20 protein-coding genes and 1 pseudogene are annotated in these 20,025 nt (G+C 63.0%); 12 read left to right on the top strand and 9 right to left on the bottom strand.

The window, feature by feature from the left end; translation table 11 throughout:
• Positions 1–22: 22 nt before the first annotated feature.
• From AB1N67_RS24080 to coaBC, 3 genes and pseudogenes are all read right to left on the bottom strand, one after another.
• Positions 23–1,390: pseudogene (locus AB1N67_RS24080) on the bottom strand (phosphomannomutase/phosphoglucomutase); the annotation flags it as partial.
• Positions 1,391–1,530: 140 nt separating this feature from the next.
• Positions 1,531–1,986 (bottom strand): dUTP diphosphatase, encoded by a 456-nt coding sequence (gene dut, locus AB1N67_RS24075; RefSeq protein WP_043212979.1) that lies wholly within the window; start codon positions 1,984–1,986, stop codon positions 1,531–1,533.
• Between the two features lie 5 nt (positions 1,987–1,991).
• Positions 1,992–3,203, bottom strand: a complete 1,212-nt coding sequence (gene coaBC / locus AB1N67_RS24070; RefSeq protein WP_043212982.1) for a bifunctional phosphopantothenoylcysteine decarboxylase/phosphopantothenate--cysteine ligase CoaBC — start codon at positions 3,201–3,203, stop codon at positions 1,992–1,994.
• 125 nt (positions 3,204–3,328) lie between these two features.
• Here coaBC and radC point away from each other — a divergent pair, with 125 nt between their 5' ends.
• On the top strand, positions 3,329–4,009 hold the full coding sequence (radC, locus tag AB1N67_RS24065) for a DNA repair protein RadC (protein WP_102081150.1): 681 nt from the start codon (positions 3,329–3,331) through the stop codon (positions 4,007–4,009).
• Positions 4,010–4,057: 48 nt separating this feature from the next.
• Here radC and AB1N67_RS24060 read toward each other — a convergent pair whose 3' ends face one another.
• The gene (locus tag AB1N67_RS24060; protein ID WP_043212986.1) at positions 4,058–5,647 is read right to left on the bottom strand and encodes an ABC transporter substrate-binding protein; all 1,590 of its coding nucleotides are present in this window, start codon (positions 5,645–5,647) and stop codon (positions 4,058–4,060) included.
• 362 nt (positions 5,648–6,009) lie between these two features.
• On the opposite strand from AB1N67_RS24060, the gene rpmB reads away from it, so the two are divergent.
• Positions 6,010–6,246 (top strand): 50S ribosomal protein L28, encoded by a 237-nt coding sequence (rpmB, locus tag AB1N67_RS24055; RefSeq protein ID WP_043212989.1) that lies wholly within the window; start codon positions 6,010–6,012, stop codon positions 6,244–6,246.
• Positions 6,247–6,257: 11 nt separating this feature from the next.
• Positions 6,258–6,413: a 50S ribosomal protein L33 gene (gene rpmG, locus AB1N67_RS24050; protein WP_003253507.1), complete on the top strand. Its 156-nt coding sequence runs from the start codon at positions 6,258–6,260 to the stop codon at positions 6,411–6,413.
• A gap of 107 nt (positions 6,414–6,520) precedes the next feature.
• On the opposite strand, the gene AB1N67_RS24045 is transcribed toward rpmG, so the two are convergent.
• On the bottom strand, positions 6,521–6,880 hold the full coding sequence (locus AB1N67_RS24045) for a cupin domain-containing protein (protein ID WP_043212991.1): 360 nt from the start codon (positions 6,878–6,880) through the stop codon (positions 6,521–6,523).
• 195 nt (positions 6,881–7,075) lie between these two features.
• On the opposite strand from AB1N67_RS24045, the gene AB1N67_RS24040 reads away from it, so the two are divergent.
• The gene (locus AB1N67_RS24040) at positions 7,076–8,569 is read left to right on the top strand and encodes an aldehyde dehydrogenase (RefSeq protein WP_043212993.1); all 1,494 of its coding nucleotides are present in this window, start codon (positions 7,076–7,078) and stop codon (positions 8,567–8,569) included.
• A gap of 170 nt (positions 8,570–8,739) precedes the next feature.
• Entirely contained in the window at positions 8,740–9,879 is a 1,140-nt protein-coding gene (locus tag AB1N67_RS24035) for an MFS transporter (protein ID WP_043212996.1), read from the top strand.
• 93 nt (positions 9,880–9,972) lie between these two features.
• On the opposite strand, the gene AB1N67_RS24030 is transcribed toward AB1N67_RS24035, so the two are convergent.
• Both AB1N67_RS24030 and AB1N67_RS24025 read right to left on the bottom strand, forming a co-directional pair.
• Positions 9,973–11,529 (bottom strand): phospholipase D family protein, encoded by a 1,557-nt coding sequence (locus tag AB1N67_RS24030; RefSeq protein ID WP_070572138.1) that lies wholly within the window; start codon positions 11,527–11,529, stop codon positions 9,973–9,975.
• 60 nt (positions 11,530–11,589) lie between these two features.
• A complete protein-coding gene (locus tag AB1N67_RS24025) occupies positions 11,590–13,020 on the bottom strand; it encodes a PLP-dependent aminotransferase family protein (RefSeq protein WP_043212999.1) in 1,431 nt (476 codons plus the stop codon).
• A gap of 179 nt (positions 13,021–13,199) precedes the next feature.
• Between AB1N67_RS24025 and AB1N67_RS24020 the strand changes: the two genes are divergently transcribed.
• Positions 13,200–13,430, top strand: coding sequence for a DUF1127 domain-containing protein (locus tag AB1N67_RS24020; RefSeq protein WP_043213001.1), 231 nt, complete (start codon positions 13,200–13,202; stop codon positions 13,428–13,430).
• Between the two features lie 36 nt (positions 13,431–13,466).
• On the opposite strand, the gene AB1N67_RS24015 is transcribed toward AB1N67_RS24020, so the two are convergent.
• Positions 13,467–14,759, bottom strand: a complete 1,293-nt coding sequence (locus AB1N67_RS24015; RefSeq protein ID WP_367863444.1) for an NAD(P)/FAD-dependent oxidoreductase — start codon at positions 14,757–14,759, stop codon at positions 13,467–13,469.
• A gap of 180 nt (positions 14,760–14,939) precedes the next feature.
• Between AB1N67_RS24015 and AB1N67_RS24010 the strand changes: the two genes are divergently transcribed.
• A complete protein-coding gene (locus AB1N67_RS24010; RefSeq protein ID WP_070572132.1) occupies positions 14,940–15,293 on the top strand; it encodes a YkgJ family cysteine cluster protein in 354 nt (117 codons plus the stop codon).
• A gap of 3 nt (positions 15,294–15,296) precedes the next feature.
• Here AB1N67_RS24010 and AB1N67_RS24005 read toward each other — a convergent pair whose 3' ends face one another.
• Positions 15,297–15,785 carry an Lrp/AsnC ligand binding domain-containing protein gene (locus AB1N67_RS24005; protein ID WP_043213006.1) on the bottom strand — a complete coding sequence of 163 codons (489 nt, stop codon included), beginning with the start codon at positions 15,783–15,785 and terminating at the stop codon, positions 15,297–15,299.
• Positions 15,786–15,940: 155 nt separating this feature from the next.
• Here AB1N67_RS24005 and dadA point away from each other — a divergent pair, with 155 nt between their 5' ends.
• The 5 genes from dadA to AB1N67_RS23980 all read left to right on the top strand — a co-directional run bounded on the left by dadA (position 15,941) and on the right by AB1N67_RS23980 (position 19,950).
• Positions 15,941–17,242 (top strand): D-amino acid dehydrogenase, encoded by a 1,302-nt coding sequence (gene dadA, locus AB1N67_RS24000; RefSeq protein ID WP_043213007.1) that lies wholly within the window; start codon positions 15,941–15,943, stop codon positions 17,240–17,242.
• Positions 17,214–17,567 (top strand): RidA family protein, encoded by a 354-nt coding sequence (locus AB1N67_RS23995; protein ID WP_043213010.1) that lies wholly within the window; start codon positions 17,214–17,216, stop codon positions 17,565–17,567. The genes dadA and AB1N67_RS23995 overlap by 29 nt, the downstream gene beginning before the upstream one ends.
• 91 nt (positions 17,568–17,658) lie before the next feature.
• Positions 17,659–18,732 carry an alanine racemase gene (gene alr, locus AB1N67_RS23990; protein WP_043213012.1) on the top strand — a complete coding sequence of 358 codons (1,074 nt, stop codon included), beginning with the start codon at positions 17,659–17,661 and terminating at the stop codon, positions 18,730–18,732.
• A gap of 110 nt (positions 18,733–18,842) precedes the next feature.
• Positions 18,843–19,391, top strand: coding sequence for a cupin domain-containing protein (locus AB1N67_RS23985; RefSeq protein ID WP_043213014.1), 549 nt, complete (start codon positions 18,843–18,845; stop codon positions 19,389–19,391).
• A gap of 154 nt (positions 19,392–19,545) precedes the next feature.
• Positions 19,546–19,950, top strand: coding sequence for a cytochrome c5 family protein (locus AB1N67_RS23980; protein ID WP_043213033.1), 405 nt, complete (start codon positions 19,546–19,548; stop codon positions 19,948–19,950).
• Positions 19,951–20,025 lie beyond the last annotated feature (75 nt).

Here is a 20,025-nt window from a genome sequence, read left to right as displayed (position 1 = left end):
CAGGTAAGGAACGGATAGTCGGTCAGAACGGCAGTTGCAGGGCTGGATCGACACGCAGCAACTGCGTGCGCAAGACAGCCTGGATACGTTTGAGCTCGGCATCGCTTTCGGCCTCGAAGCGCAGCACCAGCACCGGGGTGGTGTTGGAAGCGCGAACCAGGCCCCAGCCTTGGGCGTAGTCGACCCGCACACCGTCGATGGTGGTGAGGTTGGCATCGCCCCAGTCGGCGTCGCGTTGCAGTGCATCAATGATGCTGAATTTACTCTCGTCGGTCACATCAATGTTGATTTCCGGCGTCGAAATATCGTTCGGGAACGCCGCGAACAGGCTTTCGGCGTCCTGGTCGGCCTTGCTGAGGATTTCCAGCAGGCGTGCGGCGCTGTAGATGCCGTCGTCGAAACCGTACCAGCGTTCCTTGATGAAGATGTGTCCGCTCATCTCGCCGGCCAGCAGAGAACCGGTCTGTTTCATCTTCTTCTTGATCAGCGAGTGCCCGGTCTTCCACATCAGGGCGCGACCGCCGTGCTGTTCGATCAGCGGTGTCAGGCGACGGGTGCATTTGACGTCGAAGATGATTTCGGCACCGGGGTTGCGCGACAGCACGTCCTGGGCGAAGAGCATCAGCAGGCGGTCTGGATAGACGATGGTGCCGGTATTGGTCACTACGCCCACGCGGTCGCCGTCACCGTCGAAGGCCAGGCCGATGTCGGCGCCGGTTTCCTTGACCTTGGCGATCAGATCCTCGAGGTTTTCTGGCTTGCCCGGGTCCGGGTGATGGTTGGGGAAGTTACCGTCGACGTCGCAGAACAGCGGGATGACGTCGCAGCCCAAGGCCTCGATCAGTTGCGGCGCGATGACGCCAGCGGCGCCATTGCCGCAGTCCACCACCACCTTGAGTTTCTTGGCCAGCTTCACATCGCCGACGATCTGCTGGAAGTAACGCTCCAGGATCTCGACACGTTCGACGCGGCCCTCGCCACGGCTCAGGTCGTTGGTTTTCAGGCGGGTCAGCAGGGCTTGGATCTGTTCGTTGGCCAAGGTGTCGCCAGCGATGACGATCTTGAAGCCGTTGTAGTCAGGCGGATTGTGGCTGCCGGTAAGCATCACACCGGACTTGCCGGCCAGCACATTGGCGGCGTAGTACAGCGCTGGAGTCGGGACCAGGCCGACGTCGCTGACCTGGCAACCGGCGTCGACCAGGCCCTTGATCAGCTGCTCGACCAGCATCGGTCCGGACAGGCGGCCATCGCGACCAACCGAGATCTGCGGCTCGCCCTGGGCGAGGGTTTGGGCGCCGATGGCACGGCCGATCCAATAGGCAGTCTCGCCGGTCAGTGTTTTGCCGACAACGCCACGGATGTCGTAGGCACGGAAGATGCTCTCGGGCAGTGCGGGTACCAGGTGGGCCATGTCGTTCATCTCTGGGTGCTCCAATAATCAAAGGCTTCTGGGCAGGCGCAAACTGAACGCTTGGACGATGCTTTGGCCAGAGAGTTCGCCATCCATGGCCCAACGGTCGTCAAGCGGTCTCAGTGGCTGCCGGAGTGACCGAAGCCGCCAGCCCCGCGCTGGCTCTCGTCGAAGGACTCGACGATCTCGAAATGCGCCTGCACCACAGGCACCAGCACCAGCTGCGCGATACGCTCGCCGATGGCGATGGTGAAGGGCGTCTGGCCGCGGTTCCAGCAGGAGACCATCAGCTCGCCCTGGTAGTCCGAGTCGATCAGGCCGACCAGGTTGCCCAGCACGATGCCGTGCTTGTGGCCCAGGCCTGAGCGCGGAAGGATCATTGCGGCCAGGCCCGGGTCGCCGATATATACCGACAGGCCAGTGGGAATCAGCAGGGTCTGGCCCGGCTCCAGGACAGTGTCTTCCTTGAGCATGGCGCGCAGGTCCAGGCCGGCGGAGCCGGGGGTGGCGTATTGCGGCAGAGGGAAATCATTGCCCAGGCGAGGGTCGAGGATCTTGGCTTGAAGAGCGTGCATGTAACTTATTGAACCTGGTTGAGCCGTTCGGCGATGAAGGCGACCAGTTGTCGGGCGATCTTGCCCTTGCTGGTCTGCGCGAAGAGGGTCTGGTGCTGCTGGCGGTCGATGACGGTCAGGGCATTTTCCTCGCTGTTGAAGCCGATGCTGGGGTTGGCCACATCATTGGCGACGATCAGGTCGAGGTTCTTGTCCTTGAGCTTGCGCGTGGCGTAATCGAGCAAGTGTTCGGTCTCGGCGGCGAAGCCGACGCTGAACGGACGATCGGTGCGGCCAGCGATGGTCGCAAGGATATCTGGATTGCGCACCATCTGCAGCAGCATGCCGTCGCCGGTCGTAGGGTCTTTCTTGAGCTTTTGCGGGGCAACGACTTCCGGGCGGTAGTCCGCGACCGCTGCCGAGGCGATGAACAAGTCGCAGGGCATGGCGGCCTCGCAGGCCGCGAGCATGTCCCGCGCGCTCACCACGTCGATCCGGTTGACGCGATCGGGCGTCGCTAGGTGCACGGGGCCTGTGACGAGGGTCACCCGAGCCCCGGCTTCGGCAGCCGCCTCGGCCAGGGCGAAGCCCATCTTCCCGGAGCTATGATTGGTGATGTAGCGCACCGGGTCGATGTTTTCCTGGGTGGGGCCGGCGGTGATCAGCACATGCTTGCCGGTCAGCGACTGGCGCTTGAAGCTTTCGGCTGCGCACCAGGCTAGATCCGTGGCTTCGAGCATGCGACCAAGGCCAACGTCGCCACAGGCCTGGCTGCCGGAGGCCGGGCCGAATACCTGGATGCCGCGGCTCTTGAGCAGTTCGAGGTTGGCCTGGGTGGCCGCGTCGCGCCACATGGCCTGGTTCATGGCTGGCGCCACGGCAACAGTGGCATCGGTAGCCAGTACCAGGGTGGTCAGCAGGTCATCGGCCATGCCTTGTGCCAGGCGTGCCATGAGGTCGGCGGTGGCCGGGGCGATCAATACCAGGTCGGCCCACTTGGCCAGTTCGATGTGCCCCATGGCCGCTTCGGCCGCGGGGTCGAGCAGATCCATGTGCACCGGGTGGCCGGACAGTGCCTGCAGGGTCAGCGGGGTGATGAACTCGGCACCACCTCGGGTCATGACGACGCGCACCTGCGCGCCGTGTTCCAGGAGTCGGCGAATCAGCTCGGCGCTCTTGTAGGCGGCGATGCCGCCACCCACGCCGAGAACGATGCGCTTGCGATACAGCCGCTGCATAGGCTTGCCTTTTTCCAGTGAAAGCGGGCGACGACGACTGCTGCCTGCGGCAGATCGTCGCATCTACGGAGCGGGATAGATTAACACAGGGCCTAAACGCACCGCAGTAACACGCAAGGAGGGGTATGAACATCAGGGAATGGCCAGCGGACGAGCGGCCACGGGAGAAGCTGTTGCAGCGCGGTGCGGCCGTGCTGTCGGACGCTGAATTACTCGCTGTGCTGCTGGGCTCGGGAGTTGCCGGGCGAAATGTGCTGGACCTGTCGCGGGGGCTTTTGATGCGCTTCGGCGGACTCAGGCAGTTTCTCGAGGCAGACCGCGATGCCGTGCTGCGCGAACCGGGCCTGGGGTTGGTGAAATATGCGCAGTTGCAAGCGTTGCTGGAGATCGGCAGACGTTATCTGGATGAATCCATCTCGCGTGAAGCCGTTCTGGAGAATCCGGCGTCTGTGCGGCGTTATCTGAAGTCCAGGCTGCGTCACGAAGCTAGCGAAGTGTTCGGCTGTCTGTTTCTGGATACCAAGCACAGGCCGCTGGCGTTCGAGGTCCTGTTCAGGGGGACGATCAACCGGGCGAGCGTCTACCCGCGTGAGGTGGTGCGGCGCTCGCTGTTGCACAACGCCGCCGCCCTGATCCTGTGCCATAACCATCCGTCAGGCCATAGCGAGCCCAGCGAGGATGACGTGCGCATGACGCTGGTGCTCAAACGGGCATTGGCGTTGATCGATGTGCGGGTGCTCGATCATGTCATCGTCGGGGACGGTGAGCCGCTGTCGATGATCGAGCAGGGGTGGTTCGAGGCCTAAGGCTGCTTTATGGCCAGCGATGGGGCGCAAAGCGCCCCGGCCAATGACTTAGCGCGTGACGGAAACCTTGCTGAAATCCAATCGCCCGAACGGGCTCACTTGGTAACCCTCCACACCCTGGCGCAGCAGCGTGGCTGCAGTCGGATGGGCCAGTGGCAACCACAGTGCCTGCTGCTGGATCAGCGTCTGCGCCTGTTGATACAAACGGCTGCGCACGCTCTGGTCGTTAGTGGTGCGGCCGGCGCTGATCAGCTGATCCAGGCGGTTATCGCAAAAACGCGCGAAGTTGGTACCGGACTTGACCGCCGCGCAGGAAAACTGCGGGGTGAGGAAGTTGTCCGGATCGCCGTTGTCGCCGGCCCAGCCCATGAACAGCAGATCATGCTCGCCAGCCTTGGCCCGGCGGATCAGCTCGCCCCATTCGATCACGCGGATCTCGGCCTTGATACCGATCTTCGCAAGATCCGCCTGGAGCATCTGTGCGCCCAGGCTCGGGTTTGGATTGAGCAGGCTGCCTGAGGGGCGGGTCCAGATCGTCGTGGCAAAACCGTCCGCAAGCCCTGCCTTGGCCAACAGTGCCTTGGCTTTTTTAAGGTCCATGGCGTAGCCAGGCAAGTCCTTGGCGTAGCTCCAGGTGTTGGGCGGGTAGGGGCCATTGGCCGCGATGGCGGTGCCTTCGAACACGGCCTTGAGATAGGCGGGCTTGTCGAAGGCCAGGTTGATGGCCTGGCGCACCTCGGATTTGTCCAGCGGTGGGTGCTGGCTGTTGATGGCGACGAACGCCGTCATGAACGCCGGGACACTTGCGGTCTTGAGATTACCGTCCTTGCCAGCTTCGGTGATATCCAACGGTTTGGGCGAGAGGGCCACCTGGCATTCGCCGCGTTTGAGTTTCTGCAGGCGTACGTTGGCGTCTGGGGTGATGGCGTAGATCAGCGGGTCGACGGCGGGCTTGCCCGCGAAATAGTCGGGGTTGGCGCGATAGCGCACCACCGCGTCCTTCTGGAAACGCTGGAACACGAACGGTCCGGTGCCGACCGGCTGGCTGTTGAGCTTTTCCGGGGTGCCGGCCTTGAGCAGCTTGTCGGCATACTCGGCGGAATAGATCGAGGCGAAACCCATGCTCAGGGTCGCCAGGAAGGTCGCGTCCGGGTGGGTCAGGGTGAAGCGTACCGTGTGCGGTTCCGGCGCTTCGATCAGCTTGATCAGGCTGGCCAGCTGCAGCGATTGGGCATGCGGGTACCCTCCAGGCGCTGTCTTGTGCCAGGCGTGGGCGGGGTAGAGCATGCGCTGGAAGCTGAACAGCACATCGTCGGCGTCCAAGTCACGGCTGGGTTTGAACCAGGATGTGGTATGGAATTTCACGCCATTGCGCAGCTTGAAGTCATAGATCAGGCCGTCATCGGACACTGTCCAGCTTTCAGCCAGGCTGGGCACCACCTTGCCCTGGCTGGCATCGAATTCCACCAGACGATTCATCAGCACATCGGCCGAGGCGTTGGTGGTCGTCAGCGAGTTGTACTGGACGACGTCGAAGCCTTCGGGGCTGGCCTCGGTGCAAACGGAGAGGGGCGCCGCCTGGGCGAGGCCTGCGGCGAACAGGGAGGTGAACAACAACGATAGGGCGGCGACACGCATGGTGACTCCTTGACTGATCCGGGGCCCATCTGACTGTGCAGCTGAGGAAAGGTCCTACCCTAGTGTGCGCATTGATAAATGGCCACCTTCTTTTTCGCCTGCCCGGCGACGAGCGGTCGACAGCACGCCAGCCTTGTCGCTATGCTGGCCGGGCGCGCTCGGCCCTATCAGGATGCGTATCTTCTGTTGTTGTGGTCGAGTCTTTCTGGTATAAAGCAGCGCTCTTTTCTAGGGGCACGGTCTGTCGCGCAAGCCGATTCGGTCGATAGGACCCCCGGAAACACGGCGCCTGGCGCCATAGACTGAGAGATTAAGCGGCCAACCCATGCCGGGTTGGGCATGTGGTTTTAGAGGGCTGAGGCATGTCGAGAGTCTGTCAAGTTACCGGTAAGGGTCCGGTAACCGGGAACAACATTTCCCACGCAAACAACAAAACCCGTCGTCGTTTCCTGCCAAACCTGCAGCACCACCGTTTCTGGGTTGAGTCCGAGAAGCGTTTCGTGCGTCTGCGCGTTTCCGCCAAGGGCATGCGTATCATCGACAAGCGCGGTATCGATGCCGTTCTGGCCGACATCCGTCGTGCTGGCGCCAAGGTTTAAGGGAGAACATCATGCGTGAATTGATCCGTCTGGTTTCGAGTGCCGGTACCGGCCACTTCTACACCACCGACAAGAACAAGCGCACCACTCCGGACAAGATCGAGATCAAGAAATACGATCCGGTCGTCCGCAAGCACGTGGTCTACAAGGAAGCCAAGATCAAGTAATTGATCGGCAACCTGAAAAAAACCCGCTTCCTCGGAAGCGGGTTTTTTTATGTCCGGCGTTCAGGGCGGAAGAGGAAACTTTCGATGATGCCCTTCACCTGCGACTCTTACTTCTGTTCGAACATGACGTAGATCTTGCGGCAGGGCTCCAGCACTTCCCAGGTGCCCTTGAAGCCGGCCGGGATGACGAACCGATCGCCGGCGCGCAGGGTCTTGGCATTGCCCTGTTGGTCGCGCAGTACCGAGACACCCTGGGTGATCTCGCAGTATTCGTGCTCGGTGTAGTTCACCGTCCACTGGCCCACCTCACCTTCCCACACGCCGGCGGCGAACTGGCCGCAGGGGCTGGAATAGTGGTTGTAGACCGCCTGGTCGGGCTCGCCCTTGAGGATTTTTTCCGCCGCTGGACGGTAGCGTTCGGCCTCGGTAAGTGCCTGAGCGAAGTCGATGATGGTGCCGATGCTCATGGTGATTCCCTTTTGTTGTTTAATAAAATGCACATCAGTAGGCGTTTAGGCCTTTCGTGTCAAATATATTGATAGTTTCCACCGGCTGGTTTAGGGTGTCGGGTGCCAGTGTGCGCTTGTCACCCGGCCAGAATTATTGACACGCCGTGATGTCCTCAGTACGGCGTTGCACCTTAACAAGAGGAGGAGTTTCGTATGACCACCCTGACTCGTGCGGATTGGGAACAGCGTGCCCAGCAACTGAAGATCGAAGGTCGCGCCTTCATCAACGGCGAATACACCGATGCCGCATCCGGTGAAACCTTCGACTGCCTGAGCCCGGTGGACGGACGCTTCCTGGCCAAGGTTGCCAGCTGCGATCTGGCCGACGCCAACCGCGCCGTCGAAAATGCCCGCGCCGTGTTCGAATCCGGCGTCTGGTCGCGCCAGGCTCCGGCCAAGCGTAAGGCTACCCTGATCCGCTTCGCCGACCTGCTGCGCAAGAACGTCGAAGAACTGGCCCTGCTGGAAACCCTGGACATGGGCAAGCCGATCGGTGACTCCTCCACCATCGACGTCCCAGGTGCCGCCAACGCCATCCATTGGACTGCCGAAGCCATCGACAAGGTCTACGACGAAGTCGCCCCGACTCCGCACGATCAGCTGGGTCTGGTGACCCGCGAGCCTGTGGGCGTGGTCGGCGCGATCGTGCCGTGGAACTTCCCACTGCTGATGGCCTGCTGGAAACTCGGCCCGGCCCTGGCCACTGGTAACTCCATCGTCCTCAAGCCATCGGAAAAGTCGCCGCTGACGGCCATTCGTATCGCCCAGCTGGCGATCGAAGCGGGCATCCCGGCAGGCGTGCTGAACGTGCTGCCAGGCTACGGCCACACCGTGGGCAAGGCCCTGGCCCTGCACATGGACGTCGACACCCTGGTGTTCACCGGCTCGACCAAGATTGCCAAGCAGCTGATGGTCTACGCGGGCGAGTCGAACATGAAGCGCGTCTGGCTGGAAGCCGGCGGCAAGAGCCCGAACATCGTCTTCGCCGACGCCCCTGACCTCAAGGCCGCCGCCGAAGCCGCTGCCAGCGCCATCGCCTTCAACCAGGGCGAAGTCTGCACCGCAGGTTCGCGCCTGCTGGTCGAGCGCTCGATCAAGGACAAGTTCTTGCCGATGGTGGTCGAGGCCCTGAAGGCCTGGAAGCCGGGCAACCCGCTGGATCCGTCGACCACCGTCGGTGCTCTGGTGGACACCCAGCAAATGAACACCGTGCTGTCGTACATCGACGCCGGTCACCAGGATGGTGCCAAGCTGCTCGCGGGCGGCAAGCGTATTCTGGAAGAAACCGGCGGTACTTACGTCGAGCCGACCATCTTCGACGGCGTGACCAACGCCATGAAGATCGCCAAGGAAGAGATCTTCGGCCCTGTGCTGTCGGTCATCACCTTCGACACCGCCGAGGAAGCCGTGGCGATTGCCAACGACACCCCGTACGGCCTGGCGGCTGGCATCTGGACTGCCGACATCTCCAAGGCCCACAACACCGCTCGTGCCGTGCGCGCCGGCAGCGTGTGGGTCAACCAGTACGATGGTGGTGACATGACCGCACCGTTCGGTGGCTTCAAGCAATCGGGCAACGGTCGTGACAAGTCGCTGCACGCACTTGAGAAGTACACCGAGCTGAAAGCGACCTGGATCAAGCTGTAATCCAGCGGGCCGCTGGGCGGCCCTTTTCGTGGGTGACCGCTCCCACAGGATTCGTAGGAGCGGTTACCCACGATGGGCTGCGCAGCAGCCCTGAAAGCAACTAGCCGGGCCGGCCCATGCCGTCCCGGCTTTGTCGTCTTTGCTGTTCAAGATCTGCCTGGGAGGCTGTCATGCGTTGGGGAACCTATTTTGCCGTGCTGGCGTCGGTGCTCAGTGTCGGGCTCGCGCTCGGCGTGAGCATGCCGCTGGTGTCCTTGCGCCTGGAGGGCTGGGGCTACGGTGGGTTCGCCATCGGCGTGATGGCCGCGATGCCCGCGCTCGGTGTGCTACTCGGGGCCAGCCTGGCCAGCCGCCTGGCGGGTTGGGTCGGTGTGCCAGCGGCGATGCGCCTGTGCCTGTGGGGCGGTGCGTTATCGATCGGCCTTGTAGCCGTGCTGCCCAGTTATGCGCTGTGGCTGGCATTGCGCCTGGTGATCGGCATGGCCCTGACGGTGGTGTTCATCCTGGGTGAAAGCTGGATCAACCAACTGGTGGTCGAGCAGTGGCGCGGTCGGTTGGTGGCGCTGTATGGCAGCAGCTATGCCCTGAGCCAGCTTGCCGGCCCCTTGGTGCTGGGGTTCTTGGGCTCGGACGATGACTTTGGATTCTGGGCCGCCACAGCGCTGCTGCTGTTCGCACCCTTGCTGCTGCTGGGCCGCGGCGGTGCACCCAGCACCGAGGCATGCAGCGTCACCTTCGGCGACCTGTTCGGGTTTTGCCGGCGTCTGCCGGTGATCGCCTGGGCCATTGCGCTGTTCGCTGCCTTCGAGGCGATGATCCTGACCTTGCTGCCGGTGTACTGCCTGCAGCAAGGGTTCACCGCCGAGATCGCATTGTTCATGGTCAGCACCGTGGTGGTGGGCGATGCCGTGCTGCAGCTGCCGATCGGGGCCCTGGCCGACTACATGTCGCGGCGGACGCTGTTCAGTGGTTGCGCCTTGACCCTGCTCGTTTCGAGTCTGGCCATTCCGCTGACCTTGCACACACCTGCGATCTGGCCGGTCTGGGTGTTGTTCGGGGCCAGTGCCGGCGGGCTTTTCACCCTGTCGCTGGTGCTGATCGGTGAGCGCTACCGGGACGATGAACTGGTGCGCGCCAACGCGCATGTGGCGCAGCTGTGGGGCATCGGTTGCCTGCTAGGGCCGCTGATCGCTGGCGCCGGCAGTCAATGGATCAGTGGCCATGCATTGCCGTGGCTGATGGCGGCAGGGGCGGCGGGGTTGGTCGTGTTGACTCGCAGGCGCGATGCCTTCGAGCCTGCTTCGGCCTGATAGCGAGTTTGTAGCCGATTCGCGGGCCACAGGTGCGGCGCTATAGCGCTGCTTGAATTGTGGGCAGGGTTCACCTGCGAACGGGGCGGCGGCTCACAGCATCTTCTCCAGCCCCACCGCCTTGCTGATCCAGGCATTGAATCGCCGCCACAGCCCGCCTGGCTCGGAGGTGAGCAGGCGGCGTTTGCCGTTGTCCTCGGTCACCCACACCAGTTTGTCCCCCACCAGCTTGGCCTGATAGCTCAGCGCTGGCGCCATGCCCTGCACCGCAAGATCACGGGTGTATTCGGCCAGCTCGGGGCTGTCGACCAGCACGCCGACCTCGGTGTTCCACAACACCGAGCGTGGGTCGAAGTTGAACGATCCGATGAAGGTCTTGCGTCGGTCGAAGACGATGGCTTTGCTGTGCAGACTGGAATCCGAGCTGCCATACAGGCGCAGGCTGCGGTAAGCGCTCGGGTCACCGGGTTGGCGGCGCAGTTCGTACAGCTGCACGCCGTGCTCGAGCAGGGCGCGGCGATAGGGGGCATAGCCGCCATGTACCGCTGGGACGTCGGTGGCTTCCAGGGAGTTGGTCAGCAGCTTGACTGACGTACCGGCATCGGCGCGGCCGGTCAGGTACAGCAAGCCCGATTCGCCCGGTACGAAGTAGGCCGATACCAGGATCAGCTCGCGGTGCACATTGGCAAGCTCCGGTGCCAACTGCTGGGTCATCAGCAGGTGTGGATCCGGCTCGCCTTGGGCCAGTACCTTGCTAGGTGAATCCCAGAGGGCCTTGCTGTGGGCCCAGATCAGCTCGTTGCGCCACGCGTCCAGCCGTGGATTGGACTGGTAGGCCATCAAGCGGTCGTACAAGGCTTTGTGCTTGACCCGCGCTTGCGCCAGTGAAATCTCCAGGCGCTTGCGGCTGGCCCGCAGGTCGTTGGCATCCGGCTGGCGCCAGAGAAAGTCGCCGATCGGCAAGCTCAGGGCGCTGTTCCAGTACTGGTCGAAGCTGTGGCCGAGCTGGTCGGCCACCGGGCCTACGCCGAGCAGATCGATGTCGGTGAAGTTGAGGTTCGGCTCGGCGTCGAAGTATTCATCGCCCAGGTTGCGACCGCCGACGATGGCCATGCTGTTGTCCACCAAAAACAGCTTGTTGTGCATGCGCCGATGCTGGCGCGACAGGTTGAACAGCCGGCCTACAGCGCGGGTGGCGCCGGTGCTGCGCCCCAGGTGCAAGGGGTTGAATACGCGGATCTGGATGTTGGGATGGGCAGCGAGGGTGCCCATCATGGTGTCGAGGCCGTCGCTGGTGGTGTCGTCGAGCAGCACGCGCACGCGCACGCCGCGGTCGGCGGCGCGCAGCAGCTCGTGGACCAGGGCTCGAGTGCTCAAGCCATCATGGACGATGTAGTACTGCAGGTCGATGCTCGCCTGGGCGTTGCGGATCAGCTCGGCGCGGGCGCGAAAGGCCTCGTTGCTGTTGGGCAGCAGGCGAAAGCCCGAGCGCCCGTCATAGGGCGCGGCCTGGCGCTGGACGGAGCGGCCGAACGCCGATTCGCTGGCCGGCAGCGTCTGGCTGACCTGGCGGGGCGTACTGACGCTGGCGCAGCCCGACAGGCCAAGCAGCAGCGCCAGCAACAGTGGCAGAGCTCGCTGGAGTCTCAAGTGAAGAACGTCCTGTACAGCAAAGGCTTTATGGTTTGGACCGTGGAGGGCGGCGCAAAGTTACGCCGGGTCTTCGTCCGCTTCCAGTAGACGAAGGGCGGTTTCACCCACTTTGCGTACCGCAGCTTCGATCTGGGGCGTGGGCCGCGCGGCGAAGTTCATGCGCAGGCAATGCCGGTACTTGCCCGACGCCGAGAAGATACTGCCGACGGCGATCTGCACCCCCTGCTCCAGTAAAGCGCGATTCAGGCGCAGCGTATCGAAACTTTCCGGCAATTCAACCCACAGCATGAACCCGCCTTGGGGCCGACTGGCGCGCGTGCCGGGCGGAAAGTACCGTGTCACCCAGTCGCTCATCTGGTCGCGGCCGCGTTGGTACTGGCTGCGCATGCGGCGCACGTGGGGCTGATAGTGGCCGGCTTCGATGAAATCGGCGATGGCCAGTTGCGGCTGGCTGGCGGTACTGCCGGTGCTGATGTACTTCATGTGCAGCACGCGCTCCAGGTAGCGTCCGGGCGCCACCCAGCCGACCCGCAGGCCCGGAGCCAGGGTCTTGGAGAAAGAGCTGCACAGCAACACGCGGCCGTCTTCATCGAACGACTTGATGGTCCGCGGCCGCGGGTAGGTGTAGGCCAGGTCGCCGTACACATCGTCTTCGAGAATTGCCACGTCGTAGCGCTGGGCGAGGTTCAGCAGGGCCTTCTTGCGCGCCTCGGGCATGATGTAGCCCAGTGGGTTGTTACAGCTGGGGGTGAGCTGGATGAGCTTGATGGGCCACTGCTCCAGCGCCAGTTCCAAGGCCTCCAGGCTGATGCCGGTGAGTGGATCGGTGGGAATCTCCAGGGCCTTCATGCCCAGGCCTTTGAGGGTCTGCATGGCGCCGTGGAAGCTGGGCGCTTCGACGGCCACGATATCCCCCGGTTCGCACACGGCGCGGATGCTGGTGGACAACGCCTCATGGCAGCCAGTGGTCACCACCAGGTCGGCCGGGCCCAGGCGGCAGCCGGAGTCGAGCATCAGCCGGGCGATTTGCTCGCGCAGGGCCAGGTTGCCATGAATGTTGTCGTAATACAGACCTGGCATGTCCTGGCGCCGACTGAGCTGGGCCAGGCTTCGCAGCAGGGGCTTGAGGGTCGGGCTGTCGATGTCGGGCATGCCGCGACCGAGCTGGATCACGCCTTTTTGCGGCGTGCTGCGCACCAGTTCCAGCACTTGGTCCCACTGCGAAATATCCACCGGACGTTGGGCGGTGCGGCTCATGGCGGGCAGCGCAGGAAGGCTGCGGTCCTCGGCGACGAAATAGCCGGACTTGGGCCGCGGCGAGACCAGGCCGTTGTCTTCGAGCAGACGATAGGCCTGCTGCACCGTGCTCAGGCTGACCCCATGCTCAAGGCTCAGGGCACGCACCGATGGCAGGCGCTGGCCGGGGCGGTACAGGCCTTGTTCGATGCGTGCGCCAAGCAGTTCGGCAAGGTTGAGGTAAAGGGTCACGGCATACTCCTTGGAACCGTCTGCGACTAGGACCGGTACAGATGGGTGGAAAATACGCCATTCAGTCCTGTTTCTGCCAATTCTGTATGGGAATAATAAGCCGGTATTGGATCTGTATTGTCGAGGGCGCGAAACGGCATGCTTTTTCCAGGGTTCGATCAGAGCAGGAGAGCGTGGCGATGGACGGCGTGAGCGACGTACGTTTGCAATTATTGGCTAAAGAACTGGAAGAAGGCCTGCGGCCGAAGGTCTACAACGCCCCGGCCGGGCTGGGACGCTGGGGGTTGATGCTGCACCGCTGGCGCACTCGCCGGGTCTTGTTGCAGTTGGATGATAGCCAACTGAAGGATGTGGGACTGAGCTGGGAGCAGGCTCGCGAAGAAGGGCGTAAACCCTTCTGGAAGGACTAACCGCAATTGTTGTGGGAGCGGGGGTAGTGCCTGGAGTCAGACCAACTCCTTGAGCCGATGCCAGAGCATGCCCAAGGCCAGCAGCGGCGAACGCAGCAGCCTTCCGCCGGGGAAGGTGATATGCGGGACCTGGGCGAACAGGTCGAAGCGACCGCTCTGCTGGCCGCTGATGGCCTCACCCAGCAGGCGCCCGGCCAGGTGGGTGGCGTTCACGCCGTGGCCGGAGTACGCCTGGGCGTAATAGACGTTCGGCTGGCTGGCCAGGCGCCCGATCTGCGGCAGGCGGTTGGCGCCGATGCCGATCATGCCGCCCCATTGATAGTCGATGCGCACATCGGCCAGTTGCGCAAATACCTTGAGCATCTTGGGGCGCATGTAGGCGGCGATGTCCTTCGGGTCGCGCCCGGAGTAATGACAGGCTCCGCCAAACAGCAGGCGGTGGTCGGCCGACAGGCGATAGTAGTCCAGCGCCACTCGCTGATCGCAGACCGCCATGTTCTGTGGCAACAGTTCGCGGGCACGTTCCTCGCCCAGTGGCTCGGTGGCAATGATATAGCTACCGGCAGGCAGCACCTTGCCGCCCAGCTCGCGATTCAGGTCGTTGTGGTAGGCATTGCAGCACAGCACCAGGGTGCCGGCACGCACACGCCCTTTGGCGGTATGGACCTGCACCTGCGAGCCATAGTCGATGCGCGTCACCTCAGACTGTTCGTGCAGCTTCACGCCCAGGCTGGCGGCGACCCGTGCTTCGCCCAAGGCCAGGTTGAGCGGGTGCAGATGGCCCGAACCCATGTCGATCAGTCCGCCCACGTAGCGATCCGAGCCCACCACACTGTGCATGTCCAAGGCCGGTACCAGGCGCAGTTCGTGACGATAACCGAGGCTGCGCAGTTCCTCGGCGTCTTCGGCGAAGCCTTCCAGCTCACCTGGCTTGTTGGCCAGGTCGCAGTAGCCCCAGGTCAGGTCGCAGGCGATGGCATGGCGCTCGACACGCTCGCGGACGATATCCACTGCTTCCAGGCCCATGAGTTTCAAGTTGCGTACGCCTTGCTCGCCGAGGATGGGCAGGAATTGCTCCAGACCATGGCCAACGCCGCGGATCAATTGCCCGCCGTTGCGTCCGCTGGCACCCCAGCCGATCTTGCGCGCTTCCAGCAGAATGACGGACAAACCACGCTCGGCCAGCTCAATGGCAGTATTGAGGCCCGAATAGCCGCCGCCGACGATGCACACATCAGCGCTGTGCTCACCTTCGAGCGCCGGGTAGTCGGGGTGCGGCACGCTGCTGGCGGCGTAATAAGAGGCGGCGTGCTGCGCGCTGTGGATCATCTGTCGTTTCCCGGTGCTAAGGCCAAAGGGCGAGGATAAGTCGCAGGTGCAAGGTGGGCAACTGCGAGGCCTGCGCCGTCGTTCGTGGATAAACCGCGCTTACCGGTTCGATGCGCGGGAGCAGATTTGCCTGCGAACAGGCCTATAATTTCCTCACTTTTTCCTGCTGCTTATCTCGCCATGTCCTGCAACAGCCACAAGATCCACTTTTTGCGCGAACTGATTCCATCCTTCGAGTGCGAGCCGGGTTGTCACGACTGCTGCGGCCCGGTCACGACCTCAGCCGAGGAGATGGCACGCCTGCCGCGCAAATCCCGCGCCGAGCAGGACGCCGCGCTCGAGCGCCTCGACTGTGTGCACCTGGGTCCCAATGGCTGCACGGTCTATCAAGAGCGCCCGATGATCTGCCGACTGTTCGGCACCACGCCACGGCTGGCCTGCCCGCGAGGGCGGGGGCCTGAGCAGATGATCGAGCCGCAGGCCGAGGAACTGGTGCATCAGTTCATTGCCACCACCCGCCAGGTATTGGTCTGAGCCTCACTCCGGAATCGGCAGGCAGAGGCTCTCTTTGACTTCTTCCATCACGATGTAGCTCTTGGACTCGCGCACGTGTGGCAGCTTGAGCAGAATGTCGCCGAGCAGCTTGCGGTAGGAGGCCATCTCCGAAATGCGCGCCTTCACCAGGTAGTCAAAATCGCCGGAAACCAGGTGGCACTCCAGCACGTGAGGCAGCTTGAGCACGGCGCGGCGGAACTCCTCGAAGGTGTCGCCGGACTTGTAGTCCAGGCTGATCTCCACGAACACCAGCAGGCTGCCCTTCAGGTGCTGCGGATTGAGCCGGGCGTTGTAGCCCATGATGATCCCCTCGCGTTCCAGGCGGCGAACCCGCTCGGTGCAAGGGGTAGTGGAAAGGCCGACCTTTTCGCCCAGTTCAGTGAACGAGATACGGCCATCGTTCTGCAGGATACGCAGAATATTGCGGTCGATCTTGTCCAGTTCACGCTTGGTCTGGTGCTGGGTTCTCATAGGGGATGCCCCTCCGTGAAAGGCGATTTTGCCGAGAATTCTCGCCAAATATAGGCTTTTATATAGTGAAATGCACTGGCTATTCCTCCCTATACTGCGCCCAATCCAGCCATTTCAACAAAAGTCTGCGGTGCGCCGCGTGCGAGGAATAAACAATGCGAGTTCTGGTACTTGGTAGCGGTGTGATCGGAACCGCCAGTGCCTACTATCTGGCCCGGCAAGGTTTCGAAGTGACGGTGGTCGACCGCCAGCCAGCGGTGGCCATGGAAACCAGCTTTGCCAACGCAGGCCAGATCTCGCCCGGCTATGCCTCTCCATGGGCTGCCCCAGGTGTGCCGCTCAAGGCCATCAAGTGGCTGCTCGAGCGCCACGCCCCTTTGGCTATCAAGCTCACCGGTGATGTCGACCAGTACCTGTGGATGGCGCAGATGCTGCGCAACTGCACCGCCAACCGCTATGCGGTGAACAAGGAGCGCATGGTGCGTCTGTCCGAGTACAGCCGCGACTGCCTCGATGAACTGCGCGCCGAAACCGGCATTGCCTACGAAAACCGCTCCCTGGGCACCACCCAGCTGTTCCGCACCCAGGCCCAGGTGGACGCTGCCGCCAAGGACATCGCTGTCCTCGAACAATCCGGCGTGCCTTACGAGCTGCTCGACCGCGACGGCATCGCCCGCGTAGAACCTGCCCTGGCCGGCGTGAAGGACATCCTGGCCGGCGCCCTGCGCCTGCCGAACGACCAGACCGGCGACTGCCAACTGTTCACTACCAAGCTCGCCGAGATGGCGGTCAAGCTGGGCGTCGAGTTCCGCTTCGACCAGAACATCCAGCGCCTGGACTTCGCGGGTGACCGCATCAATGGTGTATGGATCGACGGCAAGCTGGAAACGGCCGACCGCTACGTCCTCGCCCTGGGTAGCTATTCTCCGCAGATGCTCAAGCCGCTGGGCATCAAGGCGCCGGTCTACCCGCTCAAGGGCTACTCGCTGACCGTACCGATCACCAACGCGGACATGGCCCCGACCTCGACCATTCTCGACGAAACCTACAAGGTCGCCATCACCCGTTTCGACAACCGCATTCGTGTGGGCGGCATGGCCGAAATCGCAGGCTTCGACCTTTCGCTGAACCCGCGTCGGCGCGAAACCCTGGAGATGATCGTCAACGATCTTTATCCTCGCGGCGGCGACCTGAGCCAGGCCAGCTTCTGGACCGGCCTGCGCCCGGCCACCCCGGACGGGACCCCGATCGTGGGCGCCACCCCGTACCGCAACCTGTTCCTGAACACCGGTCACGGTACCTTGGGCTGGACCATGGCCTGTGGTTCCGGTCGCTTGCTGGCCGACCTGATCGCGCGCAAGAAGCCACAGATCAGCGCCGAAGGCCTCGATATTTCGCGTTACGGCAACAACCAGGAGATTTCCAAGCATGGCAATCCAGCGCCAGCTCACCAATGAGCGCATGAGCCAGATCGTCACCCATAACGGCACTGTCTACTTGGCGGGCCAGGTGGGGGACGATCTGGACGCCGGGATCGAACAGCAGACCCGCGAGGTGCTGGCCAACATCGAGCGCCTGCTGGAGCTGGCCGGCACCGACAAGACCCGTTTGCTCTCGGTGACCATCTACCTCAAGGACATCGACGCGCATTTCCTGGGCATGAACGCGGTGTGGGATCAGTGGCTGCCCCAAGGCGTCGCTCCGGCCCGCGCGACGGTCGAGGCCAAGCTGTGCGAGCCGGAAATCCTCGTCGAGATGTCGGTAGTCGCCGCGCTGCCGTAAACCGTTCCCTCACCCTGGCTCGGCGGGCACTACCCCACGCCTGTCGCGCCAGGGACTTAATTCATAACCAGACTGCCAGAAGGCTGCCGCCATGCGTCCCGCCCGTGCCCTGATCGACCTTCAAGCCCTTCGCCACAATTACCGCCTGGCCCGTGAGCTGTCCGGCGCCAAAGCCCTTGCCGTGATCAAGGCCGATGCCTACGGCCATGGCGCGGTGCGTTGCGCTTTGGCCCTGGAAACCGAGGCCGATGGTTTCGCCGTGGCCTGCATCGAGGAAGCGCTGGAGCTGCGCGCCGCCGGGATCAAAGCCCCGGTGCTGTTGCTCGAAGGTTTCTTCGAGGCGAGCGAGCTGGCGCTGATCGCCGAACATGACCTGTGGTGCGTGGTGCAATCGCTGTGGCAGCTCGAAGCGATCGAGAAGACGCCAGTACACAAGCCATTGACGGTCTGGTTGAAGATGGACACCGGCATGCACCGGGTCGGCCTGCACCCGAAGGATTACCAAGAAAGCTACCAGCGCCTGCTGGCCAGCGGGAAAGTGGCGCGTATCGTGCTGATGAGCCACTTCGCTCGCGCCGACGAACTGGATGTCGACGCCACAGCCCAACAGGTCGCAGTGTTCGAAGCCGCCCGCCAGGGCCTGGCGGCCGAGTGCAGCCTGCGCAATTCGCCTGCGGTGCTGGGCTGGCCCCAGGTGCCGAGCGACTGGGTGCGCCCCGGCATCATGCTGTACGGCGCCACCCCGTTCGAAGTGTCCCAGCCCCAGGCCGAGCGCCTGCAGCCGGTGATGACCTTGCAATCGCGGATCATCAGCGTGCGCGAACTGCCGGCCGGTGAGCCGGTAGGCTACGGCGCCAAGTTCATCACCCCACGCCCGACCCGCGTCGGCGTGGTCGCCATGGGCTATGCCGACGGCTATCCGCGTCAGGCACCGACCGGCACGCCCGTGATGGTCGCCGGCAAACGCACCCAACTGATCGGCCGGGTGTCGATGGACATGCTCTGCGTCGATCTGACCGACGTACCCGAAGCCACGGTCGGCAGTCCGGTAGAATTGTGGGGCAAGCAGGTGCTGGCCAGCGACGTGGCTGCCCAGGCCGGGATGATCCCGTACCAGATCTTCTGCAACCTCAAGCGTGTACCGCTGGACTATATCGGCGAATGAGGCGCTGAAGCGGACAGGCTGCGGGGCGAAGTGTTGTAAATACTGAACGGCGTTGCCATCATATCGTTCACACTTCGCTCCCACCTCGACCGTTTCAGGAGGCTCCAGCTTTGGACGTCGGTGAACGACTGCAAGCCATCCGCAAGCTCAAGGGCCTGTCCCAGCGTGAACTCGCCAAACGCGCGGGCGTCACCAACAGCACCATCTCGATGATCGAGAAGAACAGCGTGAGCCCCTCGATCAGCTCCCTGCGCAAGGTGCTCAGCGGCATCCCCATGTCCATGGTCGAGTTCTTCTCCGTGGAGCTGGCGCCTGAAAGCCCTACCCAGGTCGTCTACAAGGCTCACGAACTGATCGACATCTCCGACGGTGCAGTGACCATGAAGCTGGTGGGCAAATCGCACCCCAACCGGGCGATCGCCTTCCTCAACGAGGTGTATCCGCCCGGGGCCGATACCGGCGAAGAAATGCTAACCCACGACGGCGAAGAGACCGGCATCCTGCTCGAAGGCCGGCTCGAGCTGGTGGTCGGTACCGAGACGTTCATCCTCGAGGCCGGCGACAGCTACTACTTCGAAAGCACCCGTCCACACCGTTTTCGCAACCCCTTCGAAGAGCCTGCCCGGCTGATCAGCGCGGCGACACCCTCGAACTTTTGATCCAGCGCAGTGCATTGTTTCGGCAATACCCCTTTCCCTTGTGGGGTCGTTCCACGGTTTCGGGGTTCCCGCTATACTTTCAAACGCTCGCAGATCCGTGGCCGCGGGCGTGATTAGCCACCATGAGGGTGTTCGCGTGAACCAAATCAAGAAGATGCTGGCCGTACCAGCAGCCGTATTCGCCCTTTGGGCAATGAGCGCAACCGCTGCGACCAACGACGAAATTGCCAAGCGCCTTGAGCCGGTCGGCCAGGTGTGTGTCCAGGGCCAGGAGTGCAAAGGCATGGCAGTGGCTGCTACCGCAGGTGGCGGTGGTGCCAAGACCCCAGATGAAATCATCGCCAAGCATTGCAACGCTTGCCATGGCAGCGGCTTGCTCGGCGCGCCGAAGATCGGCGATACCGCCGCCTGGAAGGAGCGTGCTGACCACCAGGGTGGTCTGGACGGCATCCTGGCCAAGGCCATTACCGGTATCAACGCCATGCCGCCCAAAGGCACCTGTGCCGACTGCTCGGATGACGAGCTCAAGGGCGCCATCAAGAAGATGTCGGGGCTGTAATCCCTGCCTGATTCCCCCAAGCCCGCCTCCCATGGCGGGCTTTGTGTTTCTGGGCTACGAAATGGGGTGGCTTTT

The sequence above is a fragment of the Pseudomonas guariconensis genome (assembly GCF_040822035.1).
GTDB lineage: Bacteria > Pseudomonadota > Gammaproteobacteria > Pseudomonadales > Pseudomonadaceae > Aquipseudomonas > Aquipseudomonas guariconensis.
The sequence above is the reverse complement of the archived record's forward strand: the minus strand, read 5'-3'. Positions and strand labels throughout refer to the sequence as shown.